Here is a 17997-nt window from a genome sequence, read left to right as displayed (position 1 = left end):
TTAGAAGCGATAGCTGAACTGCACGCCCAGGATGTCACCACTGTTTTTGTAAGTACCGCGTGTCAGACCACGACCAGCGGGATCCGTGTTGTTGTTCATGTCGGTGTTTTTCAGGAACAAGTGGGTGTAGCCGATATCCCAGGTGGCGTTCTTGCTGGCGCGATACTGAGCACCCAGGGACACCCAGTAGCGGTCGCTGTCAGGCAGGGCGGTTGGGCGGTAGTTCTTGTCGCGAACGGGAGATTGGTCCCAGGCAATACCACCCTTGAAGGTCCACTGCTCGTTGTAGTGGTAGTTCGCACCCAGGGCGACGCGCCATGCATCCTTGAATTTCAGTTCCAGACCGGAATCCTTGGCACCGGGGCCGCTGTTTTCAATGGTCAGACGCGGGATGCTGCTCCAGCCTGTCCAGGACACATCGGCCAGCAATTGCCAGCGCGAGTTCAGGTCGTGCACCAAGCTGACAATGGCGGTGTCAGGCAGCTTGATGGTGGCTTCTGCGTCCCAATTGATGTTGGGGGCAGGAATGCCAGCCGGCACGTTGCGGTTGCGCAGCTTGGTGTCGCCGTCAGCCGTGACCTTGATTTGCGAGCGATAGGAAACGCCCAAACGAGTGCTGGGGGTAATTTGGTACAGCAAACCGGCATTCCAGCCCCAGGCGTCGCCCTTCATCTTGACGCGGGTGTCCATGTCCAGTGGACCCAAAGCCGGGTGATAACCAACCGGGGTAGCCAGACGGTAGTCCGCATCAATGTGCAGCCAGTTCACACCCACACCGAAGGACAACTGATCGTTGACTTTGTAAGCCACCGACGGGTTGACGTTGATGGTTTCAATGGCAAATTTTTCAGAGTGGTAACGGCCAACCCAGCCTTCGTCATATTCAGTTGTCAGACCAAACGGGACACCAATACCCAGGCCCACCCACCACTTGGGCGAGAGCTGATGGGACAGATAAATATTGGGAACGGCGGCGACTTTACCGGCATCACCACCTGAGCCGCCAGTAGCGGGACGGCTGGCGCCACCTGTCAGGGCCAGGGGGTCGGTACTGCCTTTATCGGAGAACTTGAAGGTAGGTTTAATCGCGTTAAAACCTGCCGAGAAGTTGGTCTCGGGCAACAAGGTCATGCCGGCCGGGTTGAAGTAGATCGTGCTGGCATTGTCACCAATGGCGGCCGAGCCTGCGTAGGCATTGCCCAGGCCGCTCGCATTCTGTTCGAGCAAGTTAAAACCAGCCGCATGGGCTTGACCCATTCCCATGCTCATTCCCAGAGGAATCAGCAAGGCGGGGATGGTACGCAAAGCTACAACCGTCTTTTTCATGTCTCTTCTCCAAGGTATAGGTGCGACGTCTGACAGAGGCTTATGACAAGTTTTAAAACACCTGTTTGTTTTCTATGGTGCATGACCTAGGCCAATCGGCGTATAGGTATTTGTGCCAATCCGAACTAATTGCGTTGTTTTTGTGTTGCTTTGTAATGCAGAGGGCCCCCTCTGAATGGGGCAAAGCCGGTACCGAAAATCACGCCTGCATCGGCCAGATCGTCGTTCTCCACAACACCGATGCGAACCTGGTGTTCGGTCTGTTCGATCAGCGGTTTAATCAAGCGATCTGCCAGACCGCTTGGGACTGTTCCCGCAGGAGATTTCTGGGCTTTGCCATCTTTCCACGTGTAAAAACCCTGGCCGGTTTTACGGCCCAGTTCCTGACGATCCAGATGGGTTTTCAGGCAGGCTGGCATGGCGGTTTGCTGGCTTAATTGGGCACCTGCATCACGCGCAATATCCAGGCCTACGGTATCGGCCAATTCCAGTGGTCCCATCGGCATGCCGAACTGCACCATGGCTTTGTCCACGGTGGCCGGGTCCAGCCCCTCGTCCACGCAGCGCATGGCTTCCAACATATAGGGAGCCAGGACGGCATTGACCAGAAAGCCGGGGCTGTCTTTAACGGGCAAGGGCAGCTTGCCAATCTGGTTCACAAAGGCGTAGGCAACGCTGCGCACTTCCGGGGCCAGCAGTTCGCTTTCCACCACTTCAACCAAGGGCATGCGAGAGACCGGGTTAAAGAAGTGAATGCCTACCAGTCGTTCCGGATTGATCAGGTTCAGGCTGAGCTCGGATAAAGGCAGGCTGGAGGTGTTTGTCGCCAGCACAGCACCGGGCTTTAGCAAGGGCTCAATGGTGGCGTACAGGCTGCGCTTGGCATCGGCGTTCTCGAAGATGGCCTCCAGAACCAGATCTGCCGACGGGATGCCGTGGCCGTCCGGGTCCGGGATCAAGCGGTCCAAGGCGGCTTGTACCAGTCTGCGGTCTTTGAGACGGCGCTGGAACAGCTTGGCGGCACGACCTTGTGCCTGGGCGATACGCTTGCGGTCCTGATCCTGCAGCGTCACACGCATGCCTTTCAGTGCACATACAGCGGCAATATCGCCCCCCATGACACCAGCACCGACCACGTGAATATGCTTGATCTCCTGAGTCGACGAATGCTTGCCTACGCTTTTCAGACGCTCTTGCAAATGGAAGACACGCAGCAGATTGGCTGCGGTGTTGGAGCGGGTGATTTGTTCGATCAGTTCGGGTGCCTTCAAGGCATTGCCGTTGTGCTTTTCCCAGATCTCCAGGATGGCGCGGGGCGCCTGATAGTGCTGATAGGGATCGCGCTTTGCCAACTGCTTGCGTACCTGATTAGCAACCAGGGGGCGTAGCAGCTTGGTATTCATCAGGCGTGACAGACCCTTGGCGCGACGCGGCTTCTTACCACTGAGCACCTGTTTGATAGCAGCTTGCTTGGCCAGACGGACAGGAACGCAGGCATCGACCATACCCAGACGGGCGGCCTTGCGAGCATCCACGCTTTTGCCGCTCAGCATCAAGTCCATGGCGGCGGCAGGGCCTATATATTCAGGCAGGCGCAACATGCCGCCCCAACCGGGGAAAATACCCAGCATCACTTCAGGCAGAGCCAGGCGTGTATCGTCCTGATCTACGGCCAGGCAATAACGGCATGCCAGGGCCAGCTCCAGACCACCGCCCAGGCAGTGGCCTTGCACCAGCGCCAACGTGGGGTAGCTCTGCTTGGCCAGCTTGTTGAAGACGGTCCAGCCGCGTGTGACCAGTGCCAAGCCCTTTTCAGGGTTGTTGTTGTGTTCCGAAAACTCGTCAATGTCCGCACCGGCTACAAAACCGGCAGCTTTGCCGGAGTAAATGATCAGTGCTTTAGGAGGATGGCTGCCCAGGTAGTCCAGCGCCTGGTTCAGCTCCTGCAGGACGGCTGCCGAGAGTCGATTGACCGAGCTGCCCACGCAATCGATTTTCAGCCAGGCAATTTGCTGATCGTCCGTGTACAGCGTGAAGTTTTGCAAATCCAGGGTAGCGACGGGCATCATGATTCAGTTCCTTGCAGCGATTCGATCAGCATGGCGCCGCCTTGTCCGCCGCCAATACAAATAGCGGCCATGCCCAGGCGCAAGTTGCGACGACGCAGGGCATTCAAGCAATGCAGCACAATTCGCGCTCCGGAGGCACCCACCGGGTGGCCGATCGCAATGGCGCCGCCGTCCACATTGAGCTTGTCCATATCCAGCAGACCCAAAGCATCACGACCCAGATGCTTTTGGCACCACTCCTGGTTGTCCCATGCAGCACGACATGCTAGTACCTGTGCTGCAAAAGCCTCGTTGATTTCCCACAAGTCCGGACCATTTAGGGCCAGACGGTTGCGCTCCAAAATAGGCGTCGCGGCGAAAACAGGGCCCAGGCCCATGGTGGCTGGGTCCAGGCCAGCCCATTGCGCATCTACAATGCGGCCAATGGGTTTGAGCTGATGTTCCTTGACGGCGGCTTCGCTGGCCAGAATCAGCAGGGCAGCGCCATCGGTCACCTGGGAGCTATTGCCGGCCGTGATATTGCCCCAAGGTGGATCAAAGACCGGACGCAGCTTGGCCAGCTTCTCGGGCGTGGAGTCTTCGCGTACGCCATCGTCTTGCGGGTAGTTATTACCGCGCGTGTCGCTTAACGGCACGATTTCTTCAAAAGCGTTTTCTTGTTGAGCACGCAAAGCCAGACGGTGACTGCGGGCCGCAAACTCGTCCATATCCTGACGGCTGATACCAAACTCGTGCGCCAGAATTTCAGCGGTCTGCCCCATGGACAGGCCAACGACGGGATCAGTCAGCCCTTTAAGCAGGCCGATCACTGGTTTCAGATAGGACAGACGCAGACTGCGCAGCGCTTTCAGGCGTGCGCCCAGGCTACGCGCTTTGCCCCAGGTGGCCAGCCAGCGCACCATGTCGTCGCTGAACAGGATGGGGGCGTGAGACAGCGCATCCACGCCACCGGCCAGCACCAGATCCGAGCGGCCGGTTTGAATGGCCTGTACGCCCGAGTCCAGTGCCTGCATACCCGAGGCGCAGTTACGCATCACGGTCCAGCCCGGCACTTTGTGACCTGTGCCCAGACGCAGACCCAGAACCCGGCCGATATTGGTTTCATCGGGCGAGGGGGCGGCGCAACCCAGGATGACCTCGCTTAGCTGCGGGGCCTCGAAGGGTTGGCGCAGCAACAGCTCGCGACCCGTTTGCACGGCCAGATCTCCAGCAGAGAAGGGGCCGGGCGCATTGCGCGCTTTCAGAAACGGGCTGCGTGCGCCGTCAATAATATAGACCGGTTGAAAACTCATGCTTGGCTCCCACTGGCGGCTTCAGCGGCAGGATTTTCCCGACGCAAATCGAAGGGGAAATCATCCACGGCAATAACGCGATCACGCACGATGTCGCGGGCCTGGATTTGCTCGTATTCCTGGGCCGTGATGCCACCGGCCTGAAAGACGGCTTCGGCCAGATCGCGTACGTTGGCTTTGGGGTTGTCCTGCAATTGACCGCTTTTCTCGAACTGACGGATTTTGGCGTCAATATCGCGGGTGTTCAGCGAAGCCAGCAGGGCTGCTTCAATCGCACCGACGGGTTCCATATCGTCGTCAGGCAAGTAGGTGTCGTAAGTCAGACGATCACGAGTGGCGCCGGGCTTGGTCAAAAGTTTGGCAACGGTGTGGTCCAATTTGTCATCAGGGCCCAGACGGCGCAGACCCAGAGGGAAGACCAGGAAGCGCAGCACGGCCGCCAAAGGACGGTTCGGGAAGTTCTCCAGTACTTTGTCCAGAGCGTGTTGAGCGCGCATCAAGGCGTCTTGAGCCGCCCAGTGGGCCAAAGGTGCATCTTCCTGATGACGACCTTCGTCTTGGTAACGCTTGAGCACGGCGCTTAGCATGTACAGCTCGGACAGCACATCCCCCAGACGCGAGGACAGGCGCTCGCGCATTTTCAGGGAACCACCCAGAACCAGCATGGAGGCATCGGCCAGCAGGGAGAAAGCAGCACTGTAACGGCTGGCCTGGCTGTAGTAGGTGTGCATGGCCTTGGAGGTGCCAGTAGGGCCACTTAGCAAGCGCCAGCCACCCAGGCCCAGCCAGAAGGAGCGGCCTGTATTGGCCAGTGTGTAGCGGATGTGCGCCCAGAAAGCCTGGTCAAATTTACGCAAACCGGCTTCGCGGTCAGGGTTCAGGGCGGCTGTCATCTCTTCAAGGATGAAAGGATGGCAACGGATAGCGCCTTGACCGAAGATGATCAGGCTGCGCGTCAGAATATTGGCGCCTTCCACCGTAATACCGACGGGGATCTGTTGGTAAGCACGGCCCAGGAAGTTTGATGGGCCAAGGCAAATACCTTTACCACCAATGACATCCATACCGTCATTCACCACAATACGACCACGCTCGGTCACATGGTATTTGACGATGGCCGAGACCACGGAAGGTTTCTCGCCCAGGTCCACGGCGGCTGCCGTCATGGTGCGCGCCGCATCCATGGCGTAGGTGTGTCCTGCGATACGGGCCAGAGCCTCTTCCACGCCTTCAAACTTGCTGATGGCGCTGCGAAATTGGGTACGGACGGCGGAGTAACCGCCCACGGCGCGGCTGGTTAGCTTGGCCATGCCAGTAAAGGAGGAGGGTAGAGAGATGGAGCGGCCAGCAGCCAGACATTCCATCAACATGCGCCAGCCCTGGCCAGCCATGGCGGGGCCACCAATGATGAACTCCAGCGGCATGAACACGTCTTTGCCACGGGTGGGGCCGTTCATGAACATGGCGTTCAAGGGGAAGTGACGACGGCCAGTATCCACGCCGGGGTGGTCGCTTGGAACCAGGGCGCAGGTAATGCCAATGTCTTTTTCGCCACCCAGCAAACCGTCCGGGTCATATAGGCGGAAGGCCAGACCCAACAAGGTGCAAACCGGAGCCAGGGTGATGTAGCGTTTGTCCCAGGTGACGCGCATGCCCAGCACTTCCTGACCTTCCCATTCGCCCTTGCAGACAATCCCTACGTCAGGAATAGAGGCGGCGTCTGAACCGGCCCAAGGGCTGGTCAGTGCGAAAGCGGGGATGTCACGGCCATCAGCCAAGCGGGGCAGATAGTGTTGTTTCTGCTCGTCGGTACCGTAGTGCAGCAGCAGTTCTGCCGGGCCCAGCGAGTTGGGCACCATGACCGAGACGGACAAGGCCGAGTTACGGGTGGAGAGCTTGGCGACAACCGCCGAGTGCGCTTGCGCCGAAAAACCACGACCGCCGTATTCCTTGGGAATAATCAGGCTGAAGAAGCGGTTTTCTTTCAGGTAGTTCCAGACCTCGGCAGGCATGTCGAAGTCTTCCTGGCTGACTTGCCAGTCGTCAATCATGGCGCAAGCCACATTGACTTCATTGTCCATGAACTGGCGCTCTTCATCGGTGAGCCGGTAGGCCGGATAAGAGCTCAGGGTATTCCAGTTGGGTTTGCCGCGAAACAGCTCACTTTCCCACCAGACCGTACCTGCTTCCAGCGCATCGCGCTCGGTTTGGGACATGGCAGGCAGAACGCTGGAAAAGGCGCGGTAGATTGGGCGGCTTAGCCACTTGGTGCGTAGATTCCGGTTTTTGAGAACGTAGACGCAGCCAAGCACTAGCACTATCAATAGCAAGGTCACAAACATAGCAACTCCGAACTAGCTCAGAAAAAAAAGAAGAAGGCCCCCACGCTGCGCCTTCGGCTTGTTGCCCCCGAGGGGACACTTTTTACCGGGGGCGCCGAGCCTTGGTAGCGGCCCGGCGGTAAAACCCCCTCATGCTGCACCTTCGACTTGCTGCCCCTAAGAGAGGGGCGCGGTTCACCGTGGTGTAGCTTGGTGGTCAGGGCCGTTCAGCTCAGGTGCTGGCGGGTAACGGAGCTCGTAATCCACCCAGCAGGAAACTCATCAAGCGCTGTTGCAGTTGTTGCTCACTTTCCGGGCTGTCGCTAAGGGGTAATTGCAAAGCCCGACGCAGTGATTGGGTGCCCATCAAGGCATAAGAGGTGGCACCCAGCATGAAATGGAATCGCCAGATGATTTCTTCTTCAGGCACGGTAGGCAGAGCTTCATGCAAAGCCTGCTTGAAGGGCAGGAAGATGGCGACTTGTTCGTCCCAACAGATGGACTGAATGAAATCCTGCGGCGCCGGGCGGTCCTGCCCCGGCAAAGGAATAAACGAGCGTGGGGCGCCGTTGCCTGAACCCGCCAGGCGGATCAGTGGGCCAAAAAAGGCATCCACCACCTGGGATGCTTTCAAAGGACCTTCACCGGCTTGCTGGCGATAAAACGCCAATTTTTCCAGGCGCTCTTGATTGATGCTGTTCAGGCGGCGCTGGAACACGGCCTGTGTCAGTCCGTCTTTACTGCCAAAGTGATAATTGACAGCCGACAGGTTCACCTTGGCTTGCGCCGTAATCTGGCGCATGGAGGTATTTTCGTGGCCATACAGCGCGAAAAGATGTTCGGCTGCATCGAGAATGGCGGACTGTGTCCGATCAGAGCGTTTCACCGTTATTTCCTAATTTCAAACGAGTGTTTGAATAATGTAACGGGAATGCGCAGTTAGTACAGTAGGGGTTCACCCTAGCCCCGCAAAGCGGGGCCAGGAGCCAGTCTTAGATCTGGGTCACAAATTTGGTGACTAAGTATCCGTCAAAGGTTTCGGCACCACCTTCGCTGCCAATGCCGCTGTCCTTGACGCCGCCAAACGGAGTCTCGGGCAGGGAACTGCCGAAGTGATTGATATTGACCATACCGGATTCCAGTTCGGTGCCCAGTCGATGTGCATCTTGCAAGGATTGCGTAAAGGCATAGGCCGACAAACCGTAGGGCAGGCTGTTGGCACGGGCGATGGCATCGTCCAGATCGCTGTAGCGCGTCAAGGGGGCGATGGGGCCAAATGGCTCCTCGGTCATGACCAGTGCATCGTCGGGCAAATCCGTCAGCACTGTGGGCGAGAAAAAGAATCCATCGCGCTTGATCTGTTCTCCTCCTAGCAACACTTTGCCACCCAGAGAACGGGCGTTGTCGACAAACTTTTGCATCATGGGCAGGCGGCGCTCGTGAGCCAAGGGCCCCATTTGCGTATCCGGGTCCATACCATCGCCCACTTTTACATTGGCCAGCTCTTCGGTGAAGCGGTCCACAAATGCAGTGTAGATATCGTCGTGGATATAAAAACGCGTGGGCGAAATGCACACCTGACCAGCATTGCGAATTTTGAAACGAGCCAACTGACGAGCAGCGCGGGCTACATCGGCATCAGGCAGGACCAGCACAGGCGAGTGACCGCCCAATTCCATGGTGATGCGTTTCATATGGGCACCGGCCAGTGCAGCCAGTTGCTTGCCTACAGGTACAGATCCGGTAAAGGAGACTTTACGCACGATGGGCGAGCGGATCAGGTAGTCCGACACCTCCTGTGGCACACCCCAGACAATATTCAGTACACCCGGAGGCAGGCCCGCATCATGAAAGGCTTGGGCAAGAGCCATGACCGCACTGGGGGAGTCCTCGGGGCCTTTCAGAATAATCGTGCACCCAGCACCGATAGCCGCGCAGATTTTGCGAATGGCCTGGTTGTAGGGAAAGTTCCAGGGCGTAAAGGCCGCGCACACTCCGATGGGCTCGCGCAGAACCATTTGCTGCACTTTGGGGTTGCGGGCGGGGATGACGCGGCCATAAATACGGCGGCACTCCTCGGCGTGCCAATCCGCATGATCCGCGCAGGACATGATTTCGCCCACCGCCTCGGCCAAGGGCTTGCCTTGGTCCAGTGTCAGATTGCGGCCAATTTCCTGGGCGCGTCCACGCGACAGTTCCGCGACCTTGCGCAGGATCGCGCTGCGATCCATGGGCGAGCTGTGACGCCAGCTTTTGAACGCGTCCTGGGCGGCGTTCAGAGCCGCGTCCAGATCCGCCTGGGATGCCAGCGGCAGTTGGCCCAAGGTGCTGCCATTGGCAGGATTGATGACGGCCTGGGTCTGGCGACCTTGTCCATCCAGAAATTGACCATTGATATACAGGGCCAGGTGTTGATACATGAGCGGCCTCCAAGTTGTCTGTGTTGCTAACTAAATACGTACCGTTCGATGGTATCGGGCGAGCAGAAACGGGACAAGCGTGGGCGGCGGATATTGCGGCAACGGATTGTTCAGAGAAGCAACAAACGGGCGCGAAACAGGGGGGTTTCAAGAAACCGTTATAAGTTTTTGATTTCACATCTCTTTTTGAAGGCCTGGCAAAGAGATGAAAACCGACATCTAGCTGCAATAAGAAATCGTTACAAGTGCAGCATTCGTAATGTGAGCGATTGTTATATTTTTAACGATGAAAATATTTTTATCGCTTGGTGATAAGCTGGTTTTATCTTGATGTAACCTAAATGCTTATTAAGGTGAAAGTTTTTTGTAGATTATTACCAACGATCGCGCTACGTGGGATAAGCGCAACAGTTATTGGTTAAGCGCCTAATCGCCCGAAATCGTTTAATTTCAGTGTATTGTTGCTTTTTTTATCACAGGCTATTTATCATTTTTAACATTGTCGTCCACGAAGCCCCTTGTAATCTAAGATACAATTTGTCCCGTGATCTACGTGATGAGTTTCACTATGCGTCACGTAAAAAGTCACAATCAGACACAAGGTTATGCTCCAAGAATACAGGTCAGAAGCCTGTAGCTCCGCCTTGTCTTGCCCCGGTCCATTATGAACATACTGCTGCGGCTGGCGATGTACTTGCCAGCCTTAGATGTAAAGCCCATGTGCAATACATAGGTATTGGGCCCTCGGGTGGTGTTTCTTTCGCTTTGTTTGAGCGACACACCGAACCCATTCTTCTTTCATTTTTGTACTTAAATTTGATCTGGCAATGCGTTGCAACGCTGACGTAATGACGTCTGTTGCGAACGCGGCACAAGATCTTACGGAGGCCGACGTGCGTGGTAAGAAAACTCTAACGGTAAGTGCGCTGCTGACAGCGCTACTGCTGGCGCAACCAGCGCTTGCCCAGCAGGAAAACAGCCTGAGCTTCAAGGACAGTATTGAGCGGGCAATTATGTCCAATCCTGAACTTGGCGCTCGCTTCCAGGATTTCCAGTCTGCGCTTGAAGGTCAGAACGTTAGCCGTGGCGCCTTGTTGCCCGAGGTCAATGCCCAGGGTTGGGTTGGCAAAGAGTGGCGTGGCAGCACTTCGGGTGCCCCGTCTACCGACTGGTCCCGCAGCGGCTACAGCCTGCAACTGCGTCAGTTGATTTTTGATGGCTTCTCCTCGATCAACCAGGTTCGTCAGTTGGGTTACGAAAAACTGGCTACTTACTACGAGCTGCTGGCTTCGGTAGATTCCCTGGCTCTGGAAGCGGCCAACGCGCACATCGATGTGCTGCGTTACCGCGAAATGGAAAAGCTGGCCCGTGAAAACTACGGCATGCACATGAACATCCTGAGCCAGATTCAGGAACGTTCGGCATCCGGCGTGGGCCGTGGTGTGGACCTGGAACAAGCTTATGGCCGCCAGTCCCTGGCTCAAAGCAACATGATGACCGAGGCCGGCAACCTGAACGACGTGCTGCAACGCTACCGTCGCATTGTGGGTGTGGCTGCTCCTGAAGTCATGCAGGCGGCCCCTAGCCTGAGCGAGTCGATTCCTGCCAATACCACCGACTTCTTGCCATCCTTGCGCACCAGCCCTGTGATTTTGGCCAAGCAGGCCTTGTATCAAGCTGCTGAGTCGGGCAAACACGTGGCTCAAGGCCGTATGTCGCCTACGCTTGAACTGCGTGCAGCTACCGGTAAGGACAAAAGCGATCCGCCAGGTTCCGCTTACCGCGATTCGCAAAGCAGCAACGTGCAGTTGATGCTGTCGTACAACCTGTTCCGTGGTGGTGCCGATGCTGCTCGCATCCGTCAAACCACAGCTCAGCAATACGCTGCCCGCGACGTGCGCGATTACACCTGCCGCAACGTACAGCAGGATCTGGCCGTGGCCTGGAACAACATCGAGCGCCTGCGTGCTCAGTTGCCATTCCTGAAACAACACGAACTGGCTACGTCCAAGGTTCGCGTTGCTTACATGCAGCAGTTCCAGATCGGTCAGCGCTCCTTGCTGGACTTGCTGGATACGGAAAACGAACTGTTTGATGCGCGTCGTGCTCTGGCCAATGCCACTTACGACCTGCAACAAGCCGAATACCGTTGGTTGACCTTGTCGCACCGTCTGGTGTCGGCAGTTGGCCTGTCCCAGCCTTACTCGGAGCAGCCTGAAGAAGCCGCCAAGCTGGACTTCCCCGAAGAGGCATTCAAGGCATGTATGACGCCTGTTCCAGATACCAGCAACCTGACCCCGGTTTCTGTTGATTACCGCGACGGTATTGCTCCGCCAGTCCTGCGCGAGAAACCAGCCGGGCTGTAAGTAGCTGCTTCTTGGCGTTATTGGATAGTGAAGGGAGGCACGTATGAGTCAGAACGAAGATGACTACAAACAAGAGCTCTCAGTCTCGGATGCCAGTTTTATCCGAGTGCTGGAGGATTTGATTGACGCACTGGTTGCTAACGGTGTGCTTCGTATGACTGATCTGCCTCCCCAGGCCTTGGCCAAATTGAACGAGCGCAAACGTACCCGTCAACGCCTGCGGGATTCGCTGGATTTGATTAATGACGATGAACCACTCATCTGACAGCACGACACAAGCAAGCGGGCAATACAGTATCCCGCCTCATCTGACGCATGATGATCCTCTTCTGACCTGCCTGGCAGAGATTACCCGTATCCACGGTAATCCTTGCACGCCGCAGCACTTGTCTGCAGGCTTGCCTTTGCCTAAAGGACGCTTGACCCCTGCCCTGCTAAGTCGGGCAGCGGCCCGTGGTCACTGTTCCTCTCGTATATGGCGCCGCTCTTTTACAGAGTTGAATTCGAGCTTGTTGCCGGCGATTTTGTTGCTCAAGGATAATCGGGCTTGTGTGTTGCTCAGCTACGGAGAGGAGAAAGCGCAGGTTCATTATCCGGAAAGTGGGAGTCCTAGTGAAATAAGCGTTGAGGCGCTGCAGGAGCAGTACTCGGGGCTATTAGCCATCGTACAGCCAGAGTTTCGGGTGGAGGCGCGTGCCAGAGAAGGTGTGTCCGCCTTAAAAGGCAAGCATTGGTTTTGGGCCACGGTCCTGGGAAATTGGCGTCTGTATCGTGATGCGCTGGGCGCTGCTGTACTAATTAACTTGTTTGCCTTGGCGATTCCTTTGTACACCATGAATGTGTACGACCGGGTCGTGCCTAATAATGCGATAGAAACTCTTTGGGTTCTGTCTATTGGGATTGGGTTGGTCTTGCTGCTGAACTTTGTTTTGACGACGGTGCGGGCATACGTTGTCGATGTTGCCAGCAAGAAAGTTGATGTGCAGTTATCAGCGCTAATCATGGAACGAGTGTTAGATTTGCGCATGGAGAGTCGGCCGGCCTCTGTAGGTTCGTTTGCGGCTAATTTGCGCTCATTTGAGTCGGTGCGAGACTTTATTGCATCAGCTAGCCTGACTACTTTGGTGGATTTGCCTTTCATCTTATTGTTTCTGGTGGTGCTGGCCTGGATTTCGCCCTGGATGCTGATCCCGCCCGTTGTAGCGATTGTGATTGCGTTGGTTGTTTCGTGGTTTGCCCAAGCCCGTATGGAACAGTTAACTAAACAGACCTTTCAAGCTGCCGCGCAGCGTAACGCCGGGCTGGTTGAGTCCTTGGCCGGTCTGGAAACCTTGAAAGTGTTGAATGCTCAAAGTGGTGCGCAGCGCTCTTGGGAGCAATCAACTGAGTATTTGGCTCGGCAGGGCGCAAAGATCAAACTGACGTCTTCGCTTACGGTCAATACCGTGCAGACGTTACAGCAAGTTGTCACGATCGCTGTAATTATCATTGGTACGTACTTGATTCAGGAGGCTCAGTTGTCCATGGGGGGGATTATTGCCTCATCCATGATCGCTGGGCGTTGTTTGGCACCTTTAGGGCAAGTGACAGGCCTGATGATGCAGTATCAGAATGCGCGGACATCGCTCGATTCGGTTGATATGTATATGTCGTTGCCGGTTGAGCATCCTGATGATCGCAACTTCGTGCCACGGCCTTTCCTGAAGGGGGAGATCGAGTTTCGAGGGGTTAGTTTTAGCTATCCAGGAACTACACAAAAAGTGTTGGATTCGCTTAGCTTTTCTTTAAAGGCGGGCGAGAAGGTTGCGATTATCGGCCGCATCGGATCTGGTAAAACGACTCTCTCGAAGTTGATCCTTGGGTTGTTTCAACCGACAGCGGGAACAGTCGTGCTTGATGGCCTTGATAACCAGCAGATTGATCCGGCCGATGTACGTCGATCGATGGGCTATGTTTCGCAAGATCCCGTGTTGTTCTATGGAACCTTGAAACATAATCTGACCATCGGTTCGCCTTTTGCCAGTGATGATCAGATGTTGGCAGCCGCTAAGCAGGCGGGGGTGGATGAGTTTGCCTCGCGTCACCCAGATGGCTACGACATGATGATTGGCGAGCGTGGCGAGTCGTTGTCTGGTGGGCAAAGGCAGGCTATTGCGGTAGCCCGTGCCTTGATTGGGAATCCCTCCATATTGTTGCTCGATGAACCCAGCAGCAATATGGATAACCAGAGTGAATCTGCGTTGCGTGAAAGTCTGCGTAAAGAATGTGACGGTAAGACTGTTGTGTTAGTCACGCATAGAACTGCGCTGTTGGATCTGGTTGATCGCTTGATCGTCATGGATATGGGACGCATTGTTGCGGATGGTCCTAAAGATCAAGTGATTGCGGCATTGCGTGGCGGACAAATTGGTAAGGCCCGGAGCGCAGTATGAAGAAAAGTAATTGGCGCAAATGGCTTCGGACACAACTGGAGGACTCTAACGCTCCTCCTGCGGGTAATAACATTGTTAAGAATGCGGCGTGGACTGCGCGCCATCAAGAGGCAAGAGGTTCGCGTCTTTTGATTTGGGTGACACTGCTTGCTATCTGTGTGCTGATTCTATGGGCTTCTTTCGCCAGCATTGATGAGGTGGTGCGTGGTGAGGGGAAAGTGGTTCCGTCACGTCAGGTTCAGGTCATACAGAATCTGGATGGCGGTGTTGTTGAGGAAATTTTGGTTCGTCCTGGGCAGTCTGTCGAGGTCGGCGAGGTTTTGCTGCGGATTGACCCGACTCGGGCTTCTTCTTCCTTAGGAGAGAATGAGGCGGAGTCTTTATCACTATTGGCGAAAGCTGCACGATTGGAAGCAATTGCGGGTGATCAAGCTCTTAACATGCCCGTCGATGTGTTGGAAAAAGCTCCTGACCTGGCGGAAATGGAGCGGCGAGTTTGGCAGGCACGGACGGATGAGCTTCGCTCCAATCTTTCCTTGGCCCAAGAGCAATTGAATCAACGCCAACAAGAGCTGCGAGAAACACAGGCTAATAGGGACCAAGCCGCATCTAGTTGTGGCCTGACTTCGCAAGAGCTGCAAATGACTCGGCCTTTACTGAAAAGTGGGGCTGTGTCAGAGGTGGATTTATTGCGTCTGCAGCGTGATGTGGCGCGTTTTTGCGGTGAGCAAAAGGCAGCTAATGCGCAAATCAGTCGTATTCAGGCAGCTATCCAGGAAGCCCAAAACAAAATTGGTGACGTGGAAATTACCTTTCGCAATCAAGCGCGTACTGAACTGGCGGAAACACGTGCCAAGTTGGCTTCTTTAGAACAAGGCCAGCGGGCCTTGGCTGATCGTGTGCGGCTGTCTGAGGTGCGCTCGCCGGTGCGTGGCACGATCAAGACCTTAGCTGCCAATACTGTTGGCGGTGTTGTGCAGCCAGGCAAGGATATTTTGGAAATTGTCCCTACAGATGACACCCTGTTGCTAGAGGTGCGCATTAACCCTCGGGATATTGGGTTTTTGCACGCTGGACAAACGGCCGAGGTCAAATTTACAGCGTATGACTTCGCAGTCTATGGAGGTTTGGCAGGCGTGCTGGAGCAAACCAGTGCCGACACTATCACGGATGAAAAGGGTAATTCATTTTATATAGCGAAGGTACGCACCGAAACGGTGTATGTCGGTGATGATAACCGGCCTATTTTGCCCGGTATGGTAGCCGAGGTACATATTTTGACAGGAAAGAGAACGGTGATGCAGTACTTACTCAAACCTATTCTCAGGGCCAGATCCAACGCCTTCAGGGAGCGTTAAGACCGATCTGTCCGTTGGGGGAGTAGCGCTGACGATAGAGGTGTAACACCCGAGTCAGACCAAGAGCTGATGGCTTATAGCTCGTGTTACCAGTAAGGGAAAAGCGGTATGCGACAAGTAAATTCGGTTTTATTTCTGACTGCTGATGAAGCGTTGTGGCAGCATTGGCGTCATCTGGATTCGGTCACCTGGCTGCCCGCCAGAGGGCAGGGCATGGATGATTTATTGCGTTGGAAACAACAGCAGCGTGATCTTGTGGTGATCGATAGCGCCCTGGCCTTGTGGAACCATCCCCAGTGGGCCCAGGCAGTGCAGGGCATGAAAATTATTGTCGCCAGCCCCCGTCCTTTGGATACCGAAGGTCAGGCTGTTCTGGCCTTGGGGGCACGTGGCTATATCCACGCCTACAGTTCCTCGCCTTTGCTGGTGCAGGCGCTGGATCATGTGGCCAGTGGACAGGTCTGGGTAGGGGAGTCCTTGCTGAGCCGTTTGCTTAGCGATGTCACCCGTCGTCTGGAACCCAAGGCAGGTTGGGAAAGCACATTGACCAGCCGTGAAGTCGAGGTTGCGCAACGCGCCTCGCTGGGTCACTCCAATCAGTTGATTGCCGACGATCTAGGCATCACTGAAAGAACGGTTCGCGCTCACCTCCAAGCTGTTTTTGAAAAATTGGATGTAACAGATCGTTTGATGTTGGCGCTAAAAGTACACGGCATAGCCTAAGACCTTGCTCGTCGTCCCGTTCGCTTTGTTAAGTTAGGTCAATAACAATAAATAAAACAGCGAACTGGCGGCGACGCCAATATTGGGTAGATAGGCAACTCGATATCCTTATATCAAAGAAATTAATTTCGGATTGCTGCGTGGCGGCAGTCTTTTTTTTAGGAATTAGACAGTCATGGCTCTGGATACTGTTTTAGTAACCCGCGTTGAAGGTACGGCATGGATTCGTACGAGCGATGGTTCAAAGGTAGCTCTAAAAGAAGGGATGCGTGTCCCTGTTAACGCCGAAATTATCACCGAAACAGGTGCTAGCGTTGAGCTTGAAATCCCCGGCAGTCCGTCCATGACGATTTCTGATAACCGCTCTTTCCTGGTTAGTGGTGATATTGCGGAAACTGATGCTGACGCAGTCGCTGCAGCCTTGGCCAATCCGGACGATCCAGCAATTACAGCGGTTTTGGCAGCTTTGGAAGCGGGGCAAGATCCATTTGAGCAATTGGATCCGACCGCAGCAGTGCTGAGCGGTGGTGGGGAAGGTGGCGGCAGTAGCTTTGTCCGCTTGATGAGCATTGTTGAAACTACTCGTCCCCTGGCGTTGGAGTATCCCAAACCGTCCGTTGCTCCTGTCGAGTTACCTCGCTTGGGTGGTTACTCGGGGGATGATACTGATCCGAGTTTGGTTACTGGCACAACGACTATTACGCTGGAAACACCCCAAAATATTGTCGAAGGCGAGCCCTACGACATTATTGCGCGTGTTGATAGGCCTGTTACAGGCCAGGATTTGGTTATTACCCTTACTAACGGCAGCACCATTACGATTCCGGTGGGGGAAAGTGAAGGTCGTGTAACTGTTGAGAATCCGTATCCAGATGACTCGTATAAGCAAGGCGATCGCCCTGAAGATGTCGGGATTAGTACCACTACAGGTGGTAACTATGAAAATCTGGATACGAGCAGCACGTCCAGTAGCACTATCGTCGACGACGAGGATCCAACGATTATTACCTTGGAAGGGCCTGCGACCGTTGTTGAAGGTGAAAATGTCACTATTACGGCAACCGTAAGTAATCCGCCCCAAGGTGGTGATCTTGTCATCAAGCTCACAAATGGTGAAGAAATCATCATTAAAGAGGGAGAGACCACGGGTTCGGTGACCTACCCTGCGCGTCCTGACGACAACACGGTTCAGGGTAATATTCCTGAAGATGTCGGTATCGAAAGCAGTACCGGCGGAAACTACGAGAAAGTTGAATACGGCGACCCAGTCACTACTGTCGTTGTGGACAACGATGTGCCAGCCATTACAGTATCTGACACCGTCATTAATGAAGGCGGTACCGGTACGTTTGACGTTAATTTTGGCAAACCTGTCGATAACGAAACCACTGTCACCTTGAAGCTTGGGCACGGGACGACAGATGGTGATGATATAGACCTTGGTCAGCCCCCCGTTGTTCGTTTGCCAAACGGCGATACTGTCGCTGTCACTCCAAATGGTGATGGCACCTATAGTTTCACATTGCCGCCAGGTATTACTGACGTCACCGTTACGGTCGAAACCAAAGATGACGATATTTTTGAGGGTGAAGAGGACTTCACCCTGACGGTCACCCAAGAGGGCGAGACCCAAAATGGCACCCCTGTTGACAAGGTTCAAGGAGAGGGTAGCGGTAAGATTGTTGATGAT

At 55.1% G+C, this 17997-nt stretch carries 12 protein-coding genes; 6 read left to right on the top strand and 6 right to left on the bottom strand.

Translation table 11 applies throughout. From position 1 onward, the window contains the following. The 6 genes from N879_RS08250 to N879_RS08225 all read right to left on the bottom strand — a co-directional run bounded on the left by N879_RS08250 (window position 1) and on the right by N879_RS08225 (window position 9428). Window positions 1-1326 carry an OmpP1/FadL family transporter gene (locus tag N879_RS08250; protein WP_009462456.1) on the bottom strand — a complete coding sequence of 442 codons (1326 nt, stop codon included), beginning with the start codon at window positions 1324-1326 and terminating at the stop codon, window positions 1-3. A gap of 125 nt (window positions 1327-1451) precedes the next feature. Continuing rightward, window positions 1452-3395 carry a 3-hydroxyacyl-CoA dehydrogenase NAD-binding domain-containing protein gene (locus tag N879_RS08245; RefSeq protein ID WP_009462457.1) on the bottom strand — a complete coding sequence of 648 codons (1944 nt, stop codon included), beginning with the start codon at window positions 3393-3395 and terminating at the stop codon, window positions 1452-1454. Further along, window positions 3392-4687, bottom strand: a complete 1296-nt coding sequence (locus N879_RS08240; RefSeq protein ID WP_022983329.1) for an acetyl-CoA C-acetyltransferase — start codon at window positions 4685-4687, stop codon at window positions 3392-3394. Before N879_RS08240 ends, N879_RS08245 begins: the two co-directional genes overlap by 4 nt. Next, on the bottom strand, window positions 4684-7029 hold the full coding sequence (locus N879_RS08235; protein ID WP_022983328.1) for an acyl-CoA dehydrogenase: 2346 nt from the start codon (window positions 7027-7029) through the stop codon (window positions 4684-4686). Before N879_RS08235 ends, N879_RS08240 begins: the two co-directional genes overlap by 4 nt. A 211-nt stretch (window positions 7030-7240) precedes the next feature. Next, on the bottom strand, window positions 7241-7894 hold the full coding sequence (locus N879_RS08230) for a TetR/AcrR family transcriptional regulator (protein WP_009462459.1): 654 nt from the start codon (window positions 7892-7894) through the stop codon (window positions 7241-7243). Between the two features lie 106 nt (window positions 7895-8000). Beyond that, window positions 8001-9428, bottom strand: coding sequence for an NAD-dependent succinate-semialdehyde dehydrogenase (locus N879_RS08225; RefSeq protein WP_022983327.1), 1428 nt, complete (start codon window positions 9426-9428; stop codon window positions 8001-8003). Between the two features lie 848 nt (window positions 9429-10276). Between N879_RS08225 and N879_RS08220 the strand changes: the two genes are divergently transcribed. From N879_RS08220 to N879_RS08195, 6 genes are all read left to right on the top strand, one after another. Then, the gene (locus tag N879_RS08220; RefSeq protein ID WP_009462462.1) at window positions 10277-11794 is read left to right on the top strand and encodes a TolC family outer membrane protein; all 1518 of its coding nucleotides are present in this window, start codon (window positions 10277-10279) and stop codon (window positions 11792-11794) included. Window positions 11795-11837: 43 nt separating this feature from the next. Beyond that, window positions 11838-12059, top strand: coding sequence for a hypothetical protein (locus N879_RS08215; RefSeq protein WP_022983326.1), 222 nt, complete (start codon window positions 11838-11840; stop codon window positions 12057-12059). Further along, window positions 12037-14226, top strand: coding sequence for a type I secretion system permease/ATPase (locus N879_RS08210; RefSeq protein WP_031232557.1), 2190 nt, complete (start codon window positions 12037-12039; stop codon window positions 14224-14226). The genes N879_RS08215 and N879_RS08210 overlap by 23 nt, the downstream gene beginning before the upstream one ends. Continuing rightward, the gene (locus tag N879_RS08205; protein ID WP_031232555.1) at window positions 14223-15584 is read left to right on the top strand and encodes an HlyD family type I secretion periplasmic adaptor subunit; all 1362 of its coding nucleotides are present in this window, start codon (window positions 14223-14225) and stop codon (window positions 15582-15584) included. The genes N879_RS08210 and N879_RS08205 overlap by 4 nt, the downstream gene beginning before the upstream one ends. A gap of 108 nt (window positions 15585-15692) precedes the next feature. Next, window positions 15693-16307, top strand: a complete 615-nt coding sequence (locus N879_RS08200; protein WP_009462470.1) for a response regulator transcription factor — start codon at window positions 15693-15695, stop codon at window positions 16305-16307. A 175-nt stretch (window positions 16308-16482) separates the two neighbouring features. Beyond that, the coding region (locus N879_RS08195) for a retention module-containing protein (RefSeq protein WP_152978313.1) at window positions 16483-17997 on the top strand (1515 nt) is incomplete at its 3' end.

The organism is Alcaligenes sp. EGD-AK7 (assembly GCF_000465875.3).
Classification (GTDB): domain Bacteria; phylum Pseudomonadota; class Gammaproteobacteria; order Burkholderiales; family Burkholderiaceae_B; genus Alcaligenes; species Alcaligenes phenolicus.
The sequence above is the reverse complement of the archived record's forward strand: the minus strand, read 5'-3'. Positions and strand labels throughout refer to the sequence as shown.